The 19,785-nt window shown below is 43.4% G+C and carries 19 protein-coding genes and 1 pseudogene; 18 read left to right on the top strand and 2 right to left on the bottom strand.

The window, feature by feature from the left end:
* The first annotated feature begins 9 nt into the window (after nt 1-9).
* The 4 genes and pseudogenes from pstB to CN378_RS23460 all read left to right on the top strand — a co-directional run bounded on the left by pstB (nt 10) and on the right by CN378_RS23460 (nt 3,424).
* A complete protein-coding gene (pstB, locus tag CN378_RS20770) occupies nt 10-783 on the top strand; it encodes a phosphate ABC transporter ATP-binding protein PstB (protein WP_098354407.1) in 774 nt (257 codons plus the stop codon).
* A 54-nt stretch (nt 784-837) separates the two neighbouring features.
* Nucleotides 838-1,497, top strand: a complete 660-nt coding sequence (gene phoU, locus CN378_RS20765; RefSeq protein WP_098354406.1) for a phosphate signaling complex protein PhoU — start codon at nt 838-840, stop codon at nt 1,495-1,497.
* Nucleotides 1,498-1,663: 166 nt separating this feature from the next.
* Nucleotides 1,664-2,485: pseudogene (locus CN378_RS23465) on the top strand (HAMP domain-containing protein); the annotation flags it as partial.
* Nucleotides 2,477-3,424, top strand: coding sequence for a methyl-accepting chemotaxis protein (locus CN378_RS23460; RefSeq protein WP_483295107.1), 948 nt, complete (start codon nt 2,477-2,479; stop codon nt 3,422-3,424). The pseudogene CN378_RS23465 and the gene CN378_RS23460, both read left to right, overlap by 9 nt.
* Before the next feature lie 55 nt (nt 3,425-3,479).
* Here CN378_RS23460 and CN378_RS20755 read toward each other — a convergent pair whose 3' ends face one another.
* On the bottom strand, nt 3,480-3,812 hold the full coding sequence (locus CN378_RS20755; RefSeq protein ID WP_098354404.1) for a hypothetical protein: 333 nt from the start codon (nt 3,810-3,812) through the stop codon (nt 3,480-3,482).
* A gap of 352 nt (nt 3,813-4,164) precedes the next feature.
* Between CN378_RS20755 and CN378_RS20750 the strand changes: the two genes are divergently transcribed.
* The 9 genes from CN378_RS20750 to CN378_RS20710 all read left to right on the top strand — a co-directional run bounded on the left by CN378_RS20750 (nt 4,165) and on the right by CN378_RS20710 (nt 12,395).
* Nucleotides 4,165-4,869 carry a DUF4912 domain-containing protein gene (locus CN378_RS20750; RefSeq protein WP_179885010.1) on the top strand — a complete coding sequence of 235 codons (705 nt, stop codon included), beginning with the start codon at nt 4,165-4,167 and terminating at the stop codon, nt 4,867-4,869.
* Nucleotides 4,866-7,184 (top strand): glycosyltransferase, encoded by a 2,319-nt coding sequence (locus CN378_RS20745; RefSeq protein WP_098354402.1) that lies wholly within the window; start codon nt 4,866-4,868, stop codon nt 7,182-7,184. Before CN378_RS20750 ends, CN378_RS20745 begins: the two co-directional genes overlap by 4 nt.
* On the top strand, nt 7,181-8,188 hold the full coding sequence (locus CN378_RS20740; protein WP_098354401.1) for a nucleotidyltransferase family protein: 1,008 nt from the start codon (nt 7,181-7,183) through the stop codon (nt 8,186-8,188). Before CN378_RS20745 ends, CN378_RS20740 begins: the two co-directional genes overlap by 4 nt.
* A gap of 6 nt (nt 8,189-8,194) precedes the next feature.
* The gene (locus CN378_RS20735) at nt 8,195-8,770 is read left to right on the top strand and encodes a hypothetical protein (protein ID WP_098354400.1); all 576 of its coding nucleotides are present in this window, start codon (nt 8,195-8,197) and stop codon (nt 8,768-8,770) included.
* 57 nt (nt 8,771-8,827) lie between these two features.
* Nucleotides 8,828-8,977: a 50S ribosomal protein L33 gene (gene rpmG / locus CN378_RS20730; protein WP_064091498.1), complete on the top strand. Its 150-nt coding sequence runs from the start codon at nt 8,828-8,830 to the stop codon at nt 8,975-8,977.
* 120 nt (nt 8,978-9,097) lie between these two features.
* A complete protein-coding gene (locus CN378_RS20725; protein WP_098354399.1) occupies nt 9,098-9,664 on the top strand; it encodes a 5-formyltetrahydrofolate cyclo-ligase in 567 nt (188 codons plus the stop codon).
* A complete protein-coding gene (locus CN378_RS20720; RefSeq protein WP_098354398.1) occupies nt 9,654-10,439 on the top strand; it encodes a DUF92 domain-containing protein in 786 nt (261 codons plus the stop codon). Before CN378_RS20725 ends, CN378_RS20720 begins: the two co-directional genes overlap by 11 nt.
* 80 nt (nt 10,440-10,519) lie before the next feature.
* Nucleotides 10,520-10,699: a hypothetical protein gene (locus CN378_RS20715; protein ID WP_098354397.1), complete on the top strand. Its 180-nt coding sequence runs from the start codon at nt 10,520-10,522 to the stop codon at nt 10,697-10,699.
* A 292-nt stretch (nt 10,700-10,991) separates the two neighbouring features.
* Nucleotides 10,992-12,395, top strand: a complete 1,404-nt coding sequence (locus CN378_RS20710; RefSeq protein ID WP_142323644.1) for a rhomboid family intramembrane serine protease — start codon at nt 10,992-10,994, stop codon at nt 12,393-12,395.
* Here CN378_RS20710 and CN378_RS20705 read toward each other — a convergent pair.
* Nucleotides 12,392-13,267: a hypothetical protein gene (locus CN378_RS20705; protein ID WP_098354395.1), complete on the bottom strand. Its 876-nt coding sequence runs from the start codon at nt 13,265-13,267 to the stop codon at nt 12,392-12,394. The genes CN378_RS20710 and CN378_RS20705 overlap by 4 nt on opposite strands.
* 141 nt (nt 13,268-13,408) lie before the next feature.
* Here CN378_RS20705 and CN378_RS20700 point away from each other — a divergent pair, with 141 nt between their 5' ends.
* The 5 genes from CN378_RS20700 to CN378_RS20680 all read left to right on the top strand — a co-directional run bounded on the left by CN378_RS20700 (nt 13,409) and on the right by CN378_RS20680 (nt 19,685).
* Nucleotides 13,409-14,869, top strand: a complete 1,461-nt coding sequence (locus tag CN378_RS20700; RefSeq protein ID WP_098354394.1) for a spore germination protein — start codon at nt 13,409-13,411, stop codon at nt 14,867-14,869.
* 123 nt (nt 14,870-14,992) lie between these two features.
* On the top strand, nt 14,993-15,199 hold the full coding sequence (locus CN378_RS20695; RefSeq protein ID WP_098354393.1) for a YqgQ family protein: 207 nt from the start codon (nt 14,993-14,995) through the stop codon (nt 15,197-15,199).
* A gap of 5 nt (nt 15,200-15,204) precedes the next feature.
* Complete coding sequence (locus CN378_RS20690; RefSeq protein ID WP_098354392.1) at nt 15,205-16,173, top strand: ROK family glucokinase; 969 nt, start codon at nt 15,205-15,207, stop codon at nt 16,171-16,173.
* 338 nt (nt 16,174-16,511) lie between these two features.
* Entirely contained in the window at nt 16,512-18,389 is a 1,878-nt protein-coding gene (locus CN378_RS20685) for an LTA synthase family protein (protein WP_098354391.1), read from the top strand.
* A gap of 99 nt (nt 18,390-18,488) precedes the next feature.
* Nucleotides 18,489-19,685 carry a M14 family metallopeptidase gene (locus tag CN378_RS20680; RefSeq protein ID WP_098354390.1) on the top strand — a complete coding sequence of 399 codons (1,197 nt, stop codon included), beginning with the start codon at nt 18,489-18,491 and terminating at the stop codon, nt 19,683-19,685.
* Nucleotides 19,686-19,785: the final 100 nt, after the last annotated feature.

Raw genomic sequence — 19,785 nt, 5'->3', positions numbered from 1 at the left:
GGGTTTCGCGTGTCAGTAGCAACAACGAAAAAAACGGCATTTAACGTAAACGACTTAAATTTATGGTATGGCAATAATTATGCATTAAAAAATATTACATTTCCTATTTATGATAAAGAGGTTACGGCCATCATTGGACCATCAGGATGCGGGAAATCAACATTCGTCAAAACATTGAACTTAATGAATCGTTCGGTTCCGGGGATAAAAATGTCCGGTGAAATCAACTATGATGGGACGAATATTCTCTCAGATAAGGTTGATTTAGTCGAATTGAGGAAAAAAGTCGGAATGGTATTCCAAAAGGGTAATCCTTTCCCGCAAAGCATTTATAATAATATTACGTTCGGACCGAAAGTTCATGGAGTCAAAAAGAAGAAAGAGCTTGATGAAATTGTAGAATCCACTTTGAAGAGTGTGGCGTTGTGGGATGAAGTAAAGGATCGGTTAGATGCCCCTGCCATGGGTCTTTCCGGTGGTCAGCAACAGCGTCTGTGCATTGCCAGGGCACTCGCGACCAAACCTGAAATCCTTCTGATGGACGAACCGACATCAGCGCTGGATCCCATTTCCACTGTGAAAATTGAGGAGCTCATCGGTGAGCTTAAAAAAGACTATACGATTGTGATTGTGACTCATAACATGCAGCAGGCAGCAAGGGTTTCGGATAAAACAGCCTTCTTCTTATTGGGTGACTTGATTGAATTAGACGAAACGGATAAAATATTCTCTAATCCTACTGACAAAAGAACGGAAGATTATGTGTCGGGCCGATTTGGATAATACGCTTAGATTGAAAAACGGTTCTTCATCATTACTTAACAAAGGGGAATAAGTATGGCGATAAGAAGAAATTTCGATAATAATTTAAAAGAGTTAAAAGACAAGCTTTTCGACATGGCTGATCTTGCCAAAACATCATTGAAAGAGTCTGTAGTTGCCTTAAAGACACAGGACATTGCAAAGGCAGAGGAAATCATCAAAAAGGATCATGTAATCAATCAGTATGATAATGAAATCAATAATCTCGCAATCATATTAATTGCAAAAGAATCCCCCGTGGCAACAGACTTGCGGAAGATCATCTCTGCTTTAAGGATTTGCTCGGAGATTGAACGTATTGGGGATATGGCCACAAATATCGCCAAATCCACCTTGCATATCGGGAATCAGAAATTGATCAAACCGATAGAAGAGATCCCAAAAATGCTCTCCATTGCTGAAGAAATGCTTGAAGAAGCACTTACCGCTTTTTATAGCGAGGATGCTGCCATGGCGAAAAAGGTTGCGGATCGTGATGATGAGGTAGACGAATTATACGGCCAACTAGTAAAAGAACTCATGACGTACATTCCGAACTATCCAAATGAAATCAGTCAGATTACCCAGCTCGCCTTTACATGCAGATATATTGAGCGCGTAGCGGATCATGTGACAAACATCTGTGAAAATGTCATTTTCTTAGTGACTGGCGAACGTTTTGATTTAAATAACTAAAGTTTTATGGCGTCTCTTCATAAGATGAAGGGACGCTTTTTTTCAATTAACGGCATTGGCTTCCCTTTGTAAAGATTATATTAAGATAATGGCGAAACTATAGAAAAAATGGGTATTTTGGTACATATTCTTAATAGACACAAAGTTTTACATATAGGAGGATCCAATGTTGAAGCCATCTATTCCTTTTAGGAAATATGTATTAAGAATGAAAGAGAATCGATTTTTATCCCGGATGTCGTATCATCATTCCATAAAAAAGAAACTTGCCTACACGTTTCTATTGAATGCCGTGCTGTTTATTGCATGTGTGGGCCTGGCGCTCTTCAGTTTGAATCATTTGATGCAGGATATGCGATTCATGAAAGATACAGGGGAACACTCTGTAGAAGTCACAGAGTTAAGCAGGCTTATAAATGCCAAGGATATTCGGATTGCCGATTACATAACATTTTTAAATGATGAAGATGTGAAAGAATATCGTAAATTAAGGGTAGAGCTGAACGAGAAGACAAATGATATCCTGAAAGATCTGGACAAGGAAGATCAAGACCTTATTCGAACATTCTCTCAAAATAATCACACGATCGATGAACTGTTCATCAAAGAAATCGCTCCAGCCGTCGTTCGCTTAGATGAAGATATTTATACAGATGCACGGAAACAAATAAGTGTTCTTAGGGACGAAAATAATCAATTATTATTAAAGATAAGAGAGCGCACCCTCGAGCAACAAGTCTCTGTTATGAAAACAACTGAAAATAATATGAACTCCCTCTTTTTCTGGTTGAGTGGTTTTGTACTTCTTTCCTTGGTTGCAAGTGGATTCATCGTCACGCTTGTTTCAAACAAGATAAATAGGAGCATCGGGAGCATCCTTACTGTTACCAAAGCTGTCGCACAGGGTGATTTAACCCAATCGGTCCCCCCTACCAGGAGCAAGGATGAGATAGGTCAGTTAAACGACTCTATCAGCCATATGGTAGAGCGTTTAAGGGAGCTGGTTTTCGCGATCAAAGACGGATCTTCTACGGTCCAAAGCAATAGCCAGCACATAAAATCTCTTGCTGATTCCATCAATGCCTCCAGTCACCAGGTATCTGATTCCATGTATCGGTTATCGATCAGTTCCGATGATCAAGTGGCAGCTTCTCATCAACTGAATAATCAGTATCAGACCTTCCATGATCAGGTCACTCAAGTAGAAAGGAATGGGTATTCCCTGTCAGAGCTCTCTACCTACATGCAAGGGATCACAGTAAAAGGATTCGCATCCATGAATTCCACGACAAACCAAATTGAAATGGTGTATAAGAAAATAAAAAAAACATATGATCTTCTGGATAAGTTAGAGGGAAGCGCAACCGATATCAGCAACCTGACAAAAATCATAAAGAAAATTGCCGATCAGACCAATTTACTTTCACTCAATGCTTCAATTGAAGCTGCAAGGGCGGGAGAAGCTGGTAAAGGATTTTCTGTTGTTGCGAATGAAGTCCGAAAGTTGGCACAAGACGTAGATTCCTCATTGCTTGAAATGAACCATAGCGTGATGAATGTCCAACATATATCCAATGAAGTTTCCAGTTCTTTGAAAGACGGGTATCAAGAGCTTGGTATCGGAAAGGAATACATTCAAAAAACGGGAGATCATTTCAAGGAGATGAAGGAACAAGTCTCTGGTATGGATCGGAATATTACGGATATCTCAAGTAGCCTGGAGTTATTGAAAGAATACATGAATCATATACAAGGGGCATTTCAAAGTGTTTCTGCAGTCGGCCAGGAGTTTAACAATGGGACGATTACCATCAATTCTTCTGTTCAGGAACAAAATGGCTTGATTGAAACGTTGTACGGGCAATCGGATGATCTAATCGAAAAAGCAGATCAGCTTTCTGATTTGGTTAAAACATTTAAGATGTAAAAAAACGGCTGACTCCGGAGTACATGGAGTTGGCCGCTTTTTCATTTTATCCCCCTTAAGAGTTTTTAATGACGGAAAGGACTTCTTGTTTGGACAATGCTGACTGCTTTGTAATCTGATCCACATTCACACCCTGCTTATATAGAGAAATAACTTGATTTTTAAGGATTTCGTTAACAGGATTCTTTTGAAATGTTATCTCACCATCCAACATCAGTTCTTCTTCCAATACGCTTATTCTCTTCTTCAATTTATAATGCTCCTGCAGGACATTCATCGATAATTCTTCCATGTCTTTTTCAATATCGCGATACCGATCCCGTTGGAAAAACGAAATGACAAGTAATAGGATAGAGAAGCTTACTAATCCAATGAATAGGTAAGTCACTGTATCACCCCAAGCTGTATTCTTCTTCTTTATTTATAGCACAGATCATGTTCCAACTCTATATAATACGAGGATAAATGTGTAGGAAAATCCAATATTTTGTCGAATATCGTGACAAGATGAGCAGTGAAAAATGTCGCTGCTAAAATGTAATCGCTTTATTATCATTTCAGCATCATAAATCATAAAAAAAATGCAGATGAAATCCTTTCATCACTGCGTGTAACAAGATACGACAAAATGCGTTTATTGTAGGTTTTTCAATACGGTGTTACGATAAATTTAAGAATAATTGTCATAATATTTAGATTGAATTTATATAATATATGTTTAGTCTTTAGGAGGAATGGCTTTGATCACAGAAATTATCAAGTTAAAGGAACAGGGAGTGTCATTCAGGAAGATTGCCAAAGAATTGAATACAACCGTCGGAAAGGTTCAGTATCAATGGGTGAAGTATCAGAAAGCGTTGGAGTCAGGGGGGGAAACCTCCCCGGCTGTCGAATTGATGAAACCCGCGACACAGAAGAAACGTGTCGGAAGAGCTTCTTTCGGCAGGAGGATGCCAAAGCGCAATGCTAAAGGCCCTCGTGCCGCCGAGTTGTCAATCACGTTTTCTACTCCTTCCAGGATCTATTGCTACTGGAGCATCTCACATGAATGGATCCGGCATGTGAAAGACCATTTTAAGATGGACAGCGATTCCGGACCATTTGTGCTTCGATTATATGATGTTACCTCGATTTCATTTAACGGGCATAATCAGCATCATCATTCGGATTCTTATGTTCCGTATACAGAAAGCGATTGGTTTGTAAACGGATTAAAAGAAAACCGGAGCTACTGCATGGAAATCGGCTTGCGATTGCCTTCAGGTGACTTTGTGGCATTCGCCCGTTCCAATGTCCTTCATACACCGAGGACCTCTCATCATCAGGAGGCTCACAGGTTGAAGGAGCTAGTGGAATACGAACAGGGATTAATCAAGGAGCCGAAGTGGGTCGAGCATGTGAGCACGTATTCGTATTATGTCATGAATGGGGGGGAAAAGGCATGAAGGATCTTTCAGAAATCATGGTTTATCCAAAATGTAATGACCTGGATTTCTCACACTGTTATGAAAAGGAAGATAAGCTTACTGAATTACTTATAGAGAATAGTGAATTGATTGATTTCCTGGAGCGGAATGATGGTGTATCCATTCCGGTCGTGTTGAATCCTCTCCTGTTTTCACTTTTTATGAGCGAGGAGTTTAGAGAGAGGGCCCAAACCATCATTCAACATCATCTTCTGCAGGCGGGATCTCAGGATAGGCATAGGTGGCAGCTCATCTACTCACAGTGGTCGACCTATGACATGAATCTCGTACAAGCCTACAAGCAGCTTGAAATGGAAGGGAAAGTCATCCTCATCCCTACGACGGTAAGCCCTTTTCCAATCACCCATTACCGCACTCCAAGTGCCATAGAATACCAGGTGCGGGTGAGTACATTATTATACAAGGAATATGTGCAAAAAGCCCCTGAATCTTTCTGGCTGCCACAAGCCGCCTATTTGCCGGGCATCGATCTTTATCTCACTCAACAAGGAATCGATTTCACCTTCATTTCTTCCTTCTCTTATGAACATAGTGAAAAGGAATATGACAGTGGTGTAATCAGGACACCGAGGGGACTGAAGCTGCTTCCTGTATCTGAGGGCAGAATGGAAGCAGAAACTGGTCTTCCCCTTTCAATGGTCTTTGTAAAAGACCTTGCAGATTACGAGGCATTAAAGAAGCTTGATAGTGGAGGACCCCGTCATGCGTTGACAGACATGATGGATAAACCAACCGCCCTTTCAAGAGTGGGATTCGGGTATCTTGGAATGGAGGGGCAATCCCCGATTCTATCAGATTCAGCCATTAAACATATTCGGATGGTCCATCGCATGGAAGAGCAGCTGGAGACTGTGTTGACTTCTGGCGTCGAAGCAGAGTGGATTCATCAGCTCATGAGAGAGTGGGTATCATCCATGGCTGGTTTTCATGGTGAGGATGGACTATCGACTATCCACTTCGATCAGCTGCTTGACCAAATCATGGATGGCCAAAAGGACGGACACCTCCTTCTTCATCGTAAGGGTCTCCTTCCTTTTCCATCTGACAGGGTACTTGAGAAGCTCTCCGCGGAAATGAAGGGTGACGTGGTAGAGAAGCATGATTCAGTCCTGATTCTTTCCTGGGAATACCCGCCTAATATCGTGGGAGGACTCTCAAGGCATGTGTATGATCTGGCCAACAATCTGGTGAAAAAAGGGAAGCATGTGCATGTGCTTACCGCCAAAGCAAATGATGCCCTTCCATTGGAGAAAATGGAAGGCGTCACAATCCATCGGGTGCATCCTTTGCATCCATATGAAGAGGATTTCTTTAAATGGGTATTCGATTTGAATCAGGCTTTCATTCATTACGCCCATGACTTGATTAGGGATGAAAGAATCACCCATATTCATGCACATGATTGGATCGTATCGACGTCAGCGATGAAGCTGAAGGAATATTACGCGCTTCCTCTTATCACTACGATCCATGCGACTGAACACGGAAGGAATCAGGGGATTTATACGGATTTACAGCATAAGATCCACGGGGAAGAGCAGCTCCTCATCGGTGCAACTGATCATCTCATTGTTTGCAGTGAGCATATGAAAGAGGAGATCAAGAGTTTATTTACGATTGACGCACCCATCGCCGTCATACCAAACGGTGTGGAACTGGAAAAGCTGGATCAGTCCTCCCCATACGACTCTGTGAAACCATCGGCACCGTACTTCTTTTCCATCGGCAGGATGGTTCATGAGAAAGGGTTCGATACCATCATCCGGGTCGCTTCAAGGTTGAAGGAAGAGGGATATAACATCTCCTTTGTTGTAGCGGGGAAGGGCCCGATGCTCGAGCATTATCGTCAGATGGTCATAGGCGAAGATCTTTCTGATATCGTATCGTTTGTGGGATATATATCAGATAGGGAGCGGAACGACTATCTGAAGAAATGTCTGGCCGTCATCTTCCCGAGTCTGTACGAACCGTTCGGGATCGTGGCCCTGGAGGCTATGGCGTTCCGTAAAGGAGTGGTCGCTTCCAATACAGGCGGCCTGAAGTCCATTGTGAAACATGAACAAACCGGGTTATTATTTGAACCCAATCAGGAACAAAGTCTTTATAACCAATTGGTTTCATTGATTGAAGATCCCCAAAAATCCGAACAGTTGGGAAAACTGGGCTTCAAAATGGCACAGTCCATGTTTAGCTGGGACCGGATCGCAGACCAGACCATTCATGTATACGACGATGTGCTCCTTCAGTCGAAAGTGGAAGGCATAAAAAGATGAAGGCGGTCATATTGGCAGGTGGAGAAGGCAAGCGGTTAAGGCCTTATACGATGTCCATTGCGAAGCCTATGGTCCCGATTCTGAACAAGCCAATACTCGAATATAGCATCAATCTCCTAAGATCATATGGAATTAAAGATATTCTGATCACCACATGTTATAAAAGTGAAACAATCAAGGATTACTTCGGAGATGGAAAACGGTTCAATGTAAATATCACCTATCTTGAGGAAAAAACACCACTCGGTACAGCCGGTGGCATATTCCTTGCCCGTCACAGGCTCCGTGAACCGTTCCTCGTTCTGAGCGGGGATGCTTTTACCAATATTCCGATTGATCAGGTCATTGAATTCCATTATGAGAAACGGGCGGTCATGACCGTCGTCTCAAAAGAAGTAGCGAATCCCAAGGAATACGGGATCTGTCATACTGACGAAACCCGCAAATTGGTCGATTTCATTGAGAAGCCTGAAGAGTGGGCGGGAAATGAAGTCAATACGGGTGTATATATGCTCGATCCACGTCTCCTTGATCGCTATGCACACATAGGGGCTAGGGATTTTGGGAAGGATTTCATCCCTGAGCTCCTTCTGAACGATGAAGAGGTTTACGTGTTCAAGACCAGTGCCTATTGGAGAGACATCGGCAATCCGGAAGAATACAAGTGTGCAAGGGACGATCTCATGAGGGGACAATTCTCCCCTCCCTCTTTGAAGAATGGCCTTCACCATTCCAAGGACTTTATGGAACCTTTCATCACCAGGCTGCAGGTGGCTTGTCCAAATGGAAAGAAACCGATGGTCCTTGCCAAACTGCTCGAGACGGTTCCTTCTTCCTCCAGTCAGAAAGAGATCATTTTTGATCATAGAGATGGAGGACGGACGAAAATCGTCAGTGATCCAAACAGGGGATTCATCATATATTCCAAGGCGGACAGGCGAAATCTGGCAAGGGAGCTTGCAAGGTATTACGGAAAGAAAATAAAAATCTGGCAAAAGGTGTAGAGGCTAATGATGGAGAATCCGAATCGTACGTTCAGTATCCAAGGAATAGCCTGGAGCAGGAAAAATGAATATGTTCCGATCCACTCTGAGGCCTCACTTACGGATATAGTAGTAAGAGTGAAAGAAGAGGTCGAGGGGTGGGGCGGATCCTGCGTATTTGAAATGGAGAATACGTCAAAAGAATCCCGTCAGTTAAAGGTATTCTTTTTAATCGAGTGGCTCGCCTGCAAGGAAGATGGCGTGGGGGTCCTGTCCCTGTCGAAGGACACATTCTGGAATTATAGTGGTAAGAACGTTGCCATCACCAATATTGTTTCCTGTGCTGAATCTGTAAAGAAAACCATCTATCCACTAAATTTAAAAGGGCTGAAGCTCTGGAAGAAATCCCTGACGAATGGGAGCTTATACTACTACCCGATTACCAATGGAAGTCATATGATGGTGTATATGTTAGACTTCTCTTTCAAGCCCTTTGAAGTGAAACATGGGAAAATATATGCCATTGAAGGCGCGATGGAAGAAGAAGTTTCAAATTTAAGTGATAGAATAAAAAACGGACTAGCATTTCCCGGAGAAAAGTGATATTATAGAAAAGTCGTATGAATAGTAGATGATGTATATGTTTGGAGGGAAATAATAATGCGTGTAAACATTACTTTAGCTTGCACAGAAACTGGTGAGCGTAACTATATTACTACTAAGAACAAACGTAACAACCCAGACCGCTTAGAGCTAAAAAAATATTGCCCGAAATTAAAGCGTGTGACTCTTCACCGCGAAACGAAATAAGCAGCCGGATTTTATCCGCTGCTTTTTTTTATGCTTTGGGTTAATAAGTTGGTTCTACATATGCATTTACATATAAAATCCATTAAAATAGTATCAATATTGTAAGTATGGAGGGATCGTATGTCTAAAAAAGAACGTCGGAAATCTCAGCTGCAAGCATTGAAATCCATCGACCATATTGCATTTCAGCAAAAATGTTTTGAGATAGAGCAACGACTCTTTCATTCTCCCGAGTGGAAGGGCAGCCGCACGATCGCGATTACGGTTTCCAATCCTCCTGAAGTCAACACCTGGAATATCATTAAGAGAGGCTGGGAAGAAGGGAAAACAGTCGTGGTCCCAAAATGTCTCCCCCAGAAGCGCCAATTGATCTTTTATGAACTGTGTGATTTTCAGCAATTGGAACAATCTTATTTCAATCTATACGAACCCGATTCCGAAAAGACCACGACTGTACGTAACGATTGTATTGAATTAATGATCGTTCCGGGTTTAGCCTACACCATCAGGGGTTACCGCCTTGGTTTTGGCGGGGGATATTATGATCGACTGCTTTCTGCCTTCTCAGGCACGGTGCTGTCCCTTGCATTTGAAGAACAAATCGTCGATTCCCTGCCGATTGAATCGTTTGATATGAGGGTCTCAACCATTTTGACGGAAAAGAGACGGATCAACTGTGACCACTGAATTTTTCTTTCTTGTCCTCTTTATTTTTGCCATTGCACTGGGAGGATGGAAAACCCATAATTTAAGCTCATCCGGGGCTGTGATGGCGGTAGTGATTGGCCTCGTCATCGGCAACGCGTATGATTTCCGGGGCTTGTTTGTATTGGGGGTATTTTTCCTTTCATCAAGCATTTGGTCCCATCTGTTTAAGAAGGCTAAGCTTGGGATAGAGGAACGGCTGGCGAAGACGTCCATAAGGGATTGGCAGCAGGTCCTTGCAAACGGCGGCCCTGCAGCCCTATTCGCCCTGCTCTTCAGTCTGACGGGGGAAGATGCATGGACATTTGCTTTTGCCGCCTCGATCGCAGGTGCAAATTCGGATACGTGGGCCTCTGAAATCGGTCCTCTCAGTCGTAAGTTGCCTTTTTCCGTAAGATCCCTTAAACGAGTTCCCAAAGGCACATCAGGAGCCGTTTCCCCTATTGGTACAGTGGCGGCCATCATGGGATCTGCCGTTATTTCCCTTTCGTCGATTTTTATAGTGGATGGGATGGATTCCACTCTGTTTATATTGATCACTCTTTCTGGATTTCTCGGAAACCTCCTGGATACATGGCTTGGGGCATATGTCCAATTGGATTACAGATGCAGAGTATGCGGGCTGAATACGGAGTCAACCGTCCACTGTGGAGAGCCGACTGAAAGGACGAAGGGGTTCTGGATGAATAATGAGCTTGTTAATGCTTCTTCAAGCCTTATGGCGGGAGTGATCATCCTCATCATCTGCTGGACATGAATAAAAAAAGTGGAAGGTTTATTTGAAATAGTGGATAAGCTGATTCAAAATGATCCAAACTATGTGCAGGAGGGATCATGATGAACGGATGGACAAAATGGTTAGTGTTGGGCGGTTTGGTTCTCTTTCTGGTTCCGAACCGATATCGTTTGTTAAACCTGTTTTTGGGGAATTTTCTCATTCGCAAATTTGCGGTGAAAGCCGCAATGGGAATACCCGGTATCCGCTCGAAATTCATACAGGGCGCATTTCGTTCTTGACCTGAAGAAAAGACTGCAGGAGGGCCATAGCCTTTTTGACAGTCTTTTTTGTTTACACAATAAAAACAGGTTCGGTATAGTAGGGGGAGACACGTCTTTTATTATAAAGCCGGTTCTTTGATACAACTCCGTTTCGTATGTTAAAAGAGTTAAAAAGAAAGTAGTGGATGATGTGGATTTACGCTATAATTATTTGTTTTGGAAAATAGCACACTATTTAGTGGAATATAAACACTATCGGATCCTTGATCTTTCCCCCGGGCAGGATGAAATATGGTTGGAGAACTCGAGGATGAAAGAGGGCAACATCATCCGGATTGTCCGTAAAGACCTGGATTGGGGCAATTGGGTCAAAAGGGATTTGGAATTGACCTCCGTGAATGGGGAGAAGGTACGGAAATCCCTTGGGAAAAGGCGCCTTCACGTAAAGAATCTCTATATATCAACCTTTCCGCCTGTCGATGGTGACCCGGGTCTTTTTCAGGACGTGATGACCCATCATAAGACGACCATTCAGCCCATCCTCCTTCATGGTGATCAAAGCGTTGAAGAGCTAAAGAAGGATCCTTTTTTCAATGAAGAGGAATGGGAGCTGCCGACTGAAGTACTCGAGGCCAATGTCGAGTGGATCAGAAACATGACCATGACGTCTTCATCCAAACAGATGCAGAAAGAGAGGCAGCTGTTTGAGAGAGGAAAGCCGTTTTTTACCTATTTCTTCATTGCCGTCCAGGTCATCATGTTCCTTATTCTTGAATTGAACGGAGGGAGTAAGGATCCACAAACGCTCATCCGCTTCGGGGCCAAGTATAACCCCCTTATGATTGAAGGGGAGTGGTGGCGCCTCGTGACCCCGATCTTCCTGCATATTGGATTATTGCATCTCTTAATGAACACACTTGCCCTTTATTATCTTGGAATGGCCGTGGAGAAGATGTTCGGCAGGATCCGGTTCGTTCTCATTTATATGCTGTCGGGCATCGCCGGCACGCTCGCAAGCTTCCTGTTTACCTCCAATCTCTCAGCAGGAGCAAGCGGGGCGATCTTTGGCTGTTTCGGCGCTCTGTTATACTTCGGTGTATTGCATCCAAATGTCTTCTTCCGCACCATGGGGACCAATATCATTGCGGTCATCCTCTTGAATCTGGTCCTGGGATTCAGCCTACCCGGCATTGACAACGCCGGACATATCGGAGGGCTTATCGGAGGGTTCCTGGCGGCAGGGATCGTCAGTCTTCCCAATGCGTTCCGTCCTCTGCGTCAGATTTTATTCCTTCTCGGAAGTATCGCCTTGACAGGTGCACTTGTCTGGCAAGGAATCGGAACGGATTCAACTTCCTGGGACGTCGATACCGTAAACGGGGTTGCACAGGAAAAAATATCGGATCAGAAATGGGAGGAAGCCGAGAAGATTCTTATCCCTGTGGTGGAAGAAGGATCACCAAATGCACAAACGTTCTTCTACCTTTCGTATGCTGAAATCAAGCAGAATAAATTGGCACCAGCGAAAAAGCATCTGATGGCCGCTATCGAAGAAGATGAAGGGTTCCATGAAGCCCATTATAATCTCGCATTGATCCTGATCGATTCTGGAGATAGGGAGGAGGCCCTCATTCATGCAAAAAAAGCCTATGAATTAAATAGGCAGGATGAAAATTATGAGAAGCTTTATAAAGAATTACAGGGGAATACTTAAGATAGCAGCTGTCGGAGTAAGGACGGTTCGCCATTTTGATCGATGAGCAGCACAAGGACTTCCTGTTTGTCTTTTTTCACTAATATGAGGGGGATGGCACTGTCTATGGGTTCGACTATAGAGCCGTCCTCTTTTTTAATCCCTAAATAATAGTTTTTGTACAGCCCCTCCCATAGATTCCCGATCATGCGTTCCCATTCCCCGGGGGTGAACCCTTCCAATGGTCGTCCATCCAGCATCGGAAGCCCGGTCAGTGGTATGGAAGTATACTCCTCTACCGGAATATCCATGGAGGCGATGGCCTTTTCCCATAAGTAGTCGAGTTGCTGGGTCGTCACTTTATCCAGTATGTTTTTCCATTCTTTTTCTGCATCGGTCCCGGGCTTCCTGAAAGCATTCAGGGGGCTGAAATTCGAGTCGATCACGTACAGCGTATCTTCGGACATTTTCTGGGCACTGGTGAACTCGGTGTCCGATTCATGTATTTCTGAATAGTGGAATGATACAGCTTGAATGGTGCTGCTCTCTTTCCCCTTTATCGTTGATTCCTCTACAATTTGATCCGTGTCCTGCTCCCATTCATTCATAAGCCCCTTCAATCTCCCGTTCATATATAAAAAACCGACATCCTGACGTAAATAAGCGGGTGTATCAAGCTTTGAAGAGACTTTCCAATTCACCTCATAATGATCATTCTTCTTTTCCGGTTCAAGCATCAGAATCGTAGTGGCCGATTCGTAGGTTACATTTTCATTTATCGGAAAGAAAATGATGCTTTCCCTCGTCTGTGGTTTGTAGATGAATTGAATCCCGAGAGCCACTATACACATGATCACCAGAAAGGGCATTGCTTCTTTCAGCCTATGTTTCATTGCGTTCACTCCAGTGGTTTGTCCATTTATTACATCGTATGAGGAGGCATAAATGAATATGATAGGATGTATGATTTCAGGCTTCTTTGTCTAGGATGGTAAAGATGGAAATTCATGTAAAGGTATTGGGAGTGAAGGCTAATGTCAAATGAAAAGAAAAAGCCTGTCTCTACTCAGATTGAAGAAAACACCAATTATTTAAGGGATACCTTAGCAGTGGACAAAAGCTTTGATGTCATTCAATTGGATCTTGAGTATGCTGAGAGAAAAATGGCCATGTTCTTAGTGGATGGTTTCGTTAAAGATGATATTATGCATTATTTAATGAAGCTCTTATCTGGACTAAGTCCTGAACAGCTGGAAGAAGATACTTTAGAAAAGCTCTTGAAAACGTACATTCCTTATATAGAGATTGAACAAGTAGATGACTTGAATCAGGTCATCGATCTGGTGTTGGCAGGTCCGACAGCCCTCGTGGTGGATGGGATCGATAAAGTCATTATGATCGATGCAAGGACCTATCCGGTCAGGGGGCCACAGGAGCCGGACATTGAGCGGGTAGTAAGGGGTTCAAGAGACGGGTATGTAGAGACGATTGTATTCAATACCGCATTGACGAGAAGGAGGGTTCGCGATCCCTCTCTTCGCATGGAATATATGCAAATAGGGAGAAGATCCAAGACCGATATCGTGGTCAGTTATATAGAAGATATCGCCGATCCGAACCTGGTGCATAAAATCAAGGATGCGCTTTCAAAGATCGATACCGACGGACTTGCGATGGGTGAGAAGACGCTCGAGGAGTTCATTGCCGGGCGTCATTGGAATCCCTTTCCTTTGGTGAGGTATACGGAACGGCCTGATACAGCGGCAGCACATCTTTACGAGGGGCATGTCCTTATTATGGTAGATGGCTCCCCGAGTGTCATGATCACCCCGACCACCTTTTGGCATCATCTTCAGCATGCCGAGGAGTACAGAAATAAACCTTCTGTAGGAGCTTATCTCCGGTTCGTAAGGTTCATTGCCGTATGGTCGTCGATCTTTTTGCTGCCACTATATTATTTATTTGCGATTCATCCCGAACTCCTGCCGGAGGCCCTTAAGTATGTGGGACCGGATGACGTAGGAGAAGTTCCATTGTTCCTTCAATTTTTAATCATTGAAATCGGGATAGATATTTTAAGGATGGCAGCCATTCACACGCCGTCTTCTCTGGCAACCGCTCTGGGTCTTGTTGCTGCATTGATGATCGGGCAGGTAGCGGTGGAAGTGGGGCTATTAATTAATGAAGTAATCCTTTATCTGGCGATAGCGGCAATCGGTACGTTCTCTACACCGAGTTATGAAATGAGTCTGGCCAATCGCCTGGTTAGAATCTTCTTATTGATATGTACGGCGTTATTTGGAGTTTACGGGTTTGTCATAGGCGTATTTTTGTGGATCATCATGCTTTCAAGAATGAACTCTTTTGGCATTCCATATATGTGGCCATTTATACCATTCAATTTCAGGGCATTCAGGGACGTATTTCTTCGTTCTCCTATGCCGCTTAAGAACAGGCGTCCGCGATTTCTTCATCCGAAAGACCCTGATCGATAGAATCGAGATTTCCTTAAAGGATCTTCCTTCAAGGAAATCTCTTTTTGTTTTTGAGTCAATGATTGAGAAGAAAACGATTATCACTTATACTTTAGAGTGAAGAATAGAAAGCAGGTGTATGGCATGAAAACGATCTATGATATCCAACAGTTACTAAAAAGGTATGGAACGATTATCTATGTTGGGCATCGGCTTTCCGACCTGCAACTAATGGAAGGCGAATTAAAGGAACTCTATCAATCCCAGCTGGTCGATACCCGGGATTTTCAGACAGCTTTGTTTTTGCTGCGTCATGAAATAGAAATGGAAAAAGAAAAACAGGACAGGTGATAAAAATGGCAGACAAATGGTTAGTTGGAGTGGATTTAGGTGGAACGACAACAAAGATTGCGTTCTTGAATAAATATGGAGAGCTTCTACATAAATGGGAAATCCCCACTGATAAATCTGAAAACGGGAAACATATCATTGTGAATATCGCCAAAGCGATTGATAAAAAGCTTGAGGAACTGGATCAGACGAAGGATAAATTGGTTGGCATCGGCATGGGTGCACCGGGACCGGTCGATACGGGTAAAGGGATCATTTACGAAGCGGTCAATTTAGGTTGGGAGAATAACACACCTTTAAAAGATTTACTGGAAGTCGAAACCGGATTGCACGCAGTCATTGACAATGATGCAAACTGTGCGGCTTTGGGTGAAATGTGGAAGGGTGCAGGAGACGGTGCGAAGGATATCGTATGTGTCACATTGGGGACAGGTGTCGGTGGCGGCGTGATCACCAACGGCGATATCGTTCACGGGGTGAAAGGTGCAGGCGGGGAAATCGGCCATATCACGGTCGTTCCGGAAGGCGGATACCAATGTAATTGCGGTAAGACGGGCTGTTTGGAAACCGTTGCATCAGCTACCGGTGTCGTTCGCCTCGCAAATGAAAAACTCGATGCTACTGAAGAAGAGTCTTCTCTCAGGGCGGTGAGGGACTCCAATGGCACCATCAGTGCCAAGGATATCTTTGATGCAGCGAGGAATGACGATGGACTGGCCCTGGCAGTCGTTGACCAATTAGCCTTCTACCTCGGTTTATCCCTTGCGAACCTCGGAAATGGGCTGAATCCTGAAAAAATCGTGATCGGTGGGGGAGTATCGAAAGCAGGGGACATCTTGTTAAACCCTGTCGTGAAATTTTTCAAACAGTTTTCATTTCCGACTGTCCGCACCTCAACAAATTTGAGTATCGCGACACTTGGGAATGATGCCGGTGTGATTGGGGCTGCGTGGTTGGTCAAGAACAAAATCTGAACCGAAGCAATATAAATAGAAATCGAAAGGGAACCTTCTTATAAGGAGGGTTCTCTTTTTACGTATTGAAATAGTAGTCTAAAACGCCTAAGGACCATAGGACCGTTTTTAAATAATCGTCTTTTTTTGAAACTTTTCATGGTTTCAATCGTCTAATAGGATGGGTAAGAGAATACAACTAAACCATTATACACATGCAGTATAAAGCCAGGTTTGACGTTTTGTAAAAAAAGTATTAAGATAGGGCAAGGTTGCACGAGTTTATTACCTTTTTTTACCACTTACATGACGAAAGTGTTACATACGAAGGAACCGTTTGTAGCAAGGAGGTTGATTGAATGAATATAAAAAAGATACCAAAGGTACCGCTCATCATCATCGCGGCATTGCTCCTTTGGATTAAGACGTATATTGTCTATAAGACTAGTTTTGATATAAAGATAGAAAACACACTCCAGGAACTGATTCTATTCATTAACCCACTAAGTTTCTTACTTTTCATCTTCGGAATAGGATTGCTTCTTAAGAAGGATAGATCACGCACCCGATATATAATCACTGCAAGCTTCATCCTCTCGTTTATCCTATATGGGAACGTCGTATTCTATCGATTCTTCGATGACTTTTTGACATTGCCTGTCCTTTTTCAAACGAGCAATTTCTCTGATTTAGGTACAAGCGCCAGCGCGATCATGAGCTGGAAGGATCTATTTTATTTCGCCGATGTGATCGTGTTGATCCTCATCATTAAGTTGAAGCCATCGTGGTTTTCATTACAGAATTATACGAGAGCCAATCGACGCGCTTATTTCCTCGTTGCGACAGCACTGGTTTTCTTTAACCTGGGTCTTGCGGAATCGGAAAGGCCGCAATTACTGACCCGGACATTCGATCGTGAAATGCTGGTGAAGAATATCGGAACATACAACTATCATGTATACGATCTCTTCCTTCAGTCCAAGTCTTCTGCACAGAGAGCGCTGGCCGATGGAAGTGAACTGGCGGATATCGACAACTATGTCAGAGCGAGTTACATCGAGCCTGATAAAAAGATGTTCGGCGTGGCCAAAGACAAAAACTTAATCATTGTGTCCCTCGAGTCATTGCAGAATTTTGTCATCAATAGTGAAGTGAACGGTCAGGAGATCACCCCGTTCCTGAATGACTTTATTGGTGAAAGCTACTATTTTGATCAATTTTACCATCAAACCCAGCAAGGGAAGACGTCTGATTCAGAGTTCATACTGGACAACTCTCTTTATCCATTGAATCGTGGAGCGGTTTTCTTCACCCATTCAGGGAATGAGTTTGAATCCATGACGGAAAAGCTTGGGGAAAATGGGTACTACACAACGGCTATGCACGCAAATAATAAAAGCTTCTGGAATCGTGACATCATGTATGACTCTTTGGGATATGAGCGTTTTTATTCATTGCCTGATTACGATGTGACGGAAGAAAACTCTGTGAACTGGGGGATGAAAGATATCCCGTTCTTCGAGCAGTCTGTAGAGCATATGAAAGAAATGCCTCAACCATTCAGTACGAAAATGATTACCTTAACGAACCATTATCCTTTCACGCTGGACGAAGAAGATAAATTGATCGATCCTTATACGTCCAACGATGGTACCGTGAACCGCTATTTCCAGACCGTCCGTTACATGGATGAAGCGGTGAAGAACTTCATCACCGACTTAAAGGAATCAGGATTATATGACAATTCTGTTATCGTGATGTATGGAGATCACTATGGGATTTCAGAAAACCACAATAAAGCAATGAGCCAATATCTTGGTAAGGACATCACACCGTTTGTAAGCACACAGCTTCAACAGGTACCGATGATCATCCACATCCCTGGCCAGGAAGGGAAAACGATTTCCAAGGTATCCGGCCAAATTGACTTGAAACCGACGATCATGCACCTTCTTGGAATCGAGACGAAGAAGGACATTCAGTTTGGTTCCGACCTTTTCTCTGATGATCATGAAGACCTGGCGATACTCCGGGACGGCCGGTTCATCACGAAAGATTATGTGTATGCGGGAGAGAAATGCTGGAATAAAGAAACCGAAGAGAAAACGGACATGAAGCATTGTGAACCATACAAAGAACGTGTAAATAATGAACTGGAATACTCCGATAAGATCATCTATGGAGATCTCCTTCGTTTTTATGGGGAAACTGAATACCGGGATAACGATGAATCCTAGATGAAAAAGCCTGCGAAATCTTTCGCAGGCTTTTTTTGTCATGAATTTTTGAACCATTCATACATGTAAGTAAGGACATATGAATGGGGAGGTTCCATCATGAAAGTGAGAGTGCGCAGTGGCGATACGATATGGTACTACAGCCAGCTGTTTTATATCCCGATCCAATTAATCATCGATTCAAATCCTTCCGTTGACCCCGATAGATTGAAGATCGGGACAGAAATCGAGCTTCCCGGCTTTAGAAAAGTTGACTACACTGTCAAAAAAGGGGATTCATTCTGGTCCCTTGCCCAAAATCGAAACATCGGCGTCGATGCACTACTTCTCCTGAATGAAGGGGTCGAGGTGAATAAGCTTGAAATAGGTTCAACCCTGTCCCTGCCGTCCAGGATAGTTTTCCCTCTCGTGAGTGGAAAACAGGCTTACAATTCGCAACGTTTTGAAGAAGATCTTCAAGGATTAAAAGAAATCTATCCCTTTATAAAAATAAGGTCGATAGGTGAAAGTGTGCTCGGAAAGGACCTCTTGGAAATCCGGATAGGCACTGGAAAGAAGAAGGTTCATTTGAATGCCTCTTTCCATGCCAATGAGTGGATCACCAGTTCCGCCCTCATGACGTTCATCAATGATTATTTACTTTCCTTGACCAATCTCTCCCCCATAAGAGGGATCCATACCCTTCCGATCTATGGGGAGGTGTCGGTCTCGTTCGTACCGATGGTGAATCCGGATGGGGTGGACCTTGTATTAAATGGTCCTCCGAGTGATAAACGAAAAGAATGTATTGCCATCAATCGGGGAAGTACCGACTTCACGGGTTGGAAAGCCAATATAAGAGGAGTGGATCTGAATAATCAGTTTCCAGCCAAATGGGAGGTCGAGAAGGAGAGGAAAGAGGAAAAAGTACCAGCTCCCCGGGATTTCCCAGGATATAAACCCCTTTCAGAGCCTGAAACCATCGCCATGGCAACACTTGCCCGGCAAGAGAATTTCGACCGCCTTCTCGCCCTTCATACCCAGGGGAAAGAGTTTTATTGGGGGTATGAAGGGTTGGAGCCGCCGGAAGCAGCCAAGCTAGCAGCGGATTTTAGCAGGGTAAGCGGATATGAATCTGTCAGGTACATTGACAGCTATGCAGGCTACAAAGACTGGTTCATTAAAGAATTCAGAAAATCGGGATTCACCCTTGAGTTAGGGAAAGGGATCAACCCCTTACCCCTATCGCAATTCAATGAAATCTACCAGGACGTCCTTGGTATATTTCTCGTATCGATTTATCGATGGTATGAATGAAGAAAACACTCGAAAAATCTTTTTGCAGGTTCCATAAATAACTATTGTAGAAAATGAAATTCAGGAGTAAAATAAATCATCATCCTAAAGAATAATAACC

The sequence above is a fragment of the Bacillus sp. AFS015802 genome, assembly GCF_002561455.1.
Classification (GTDB): domain Bacteria; phylum Bacillota; class Bacilli; order Bacillales; family Bacillaceae_B; genus Rossellomorea.
The sequence above is the reverse complement of the archived record's forward strand: the minus strand, read 5'-3'. Positions and strand labels throughout refer to the sequence as shown.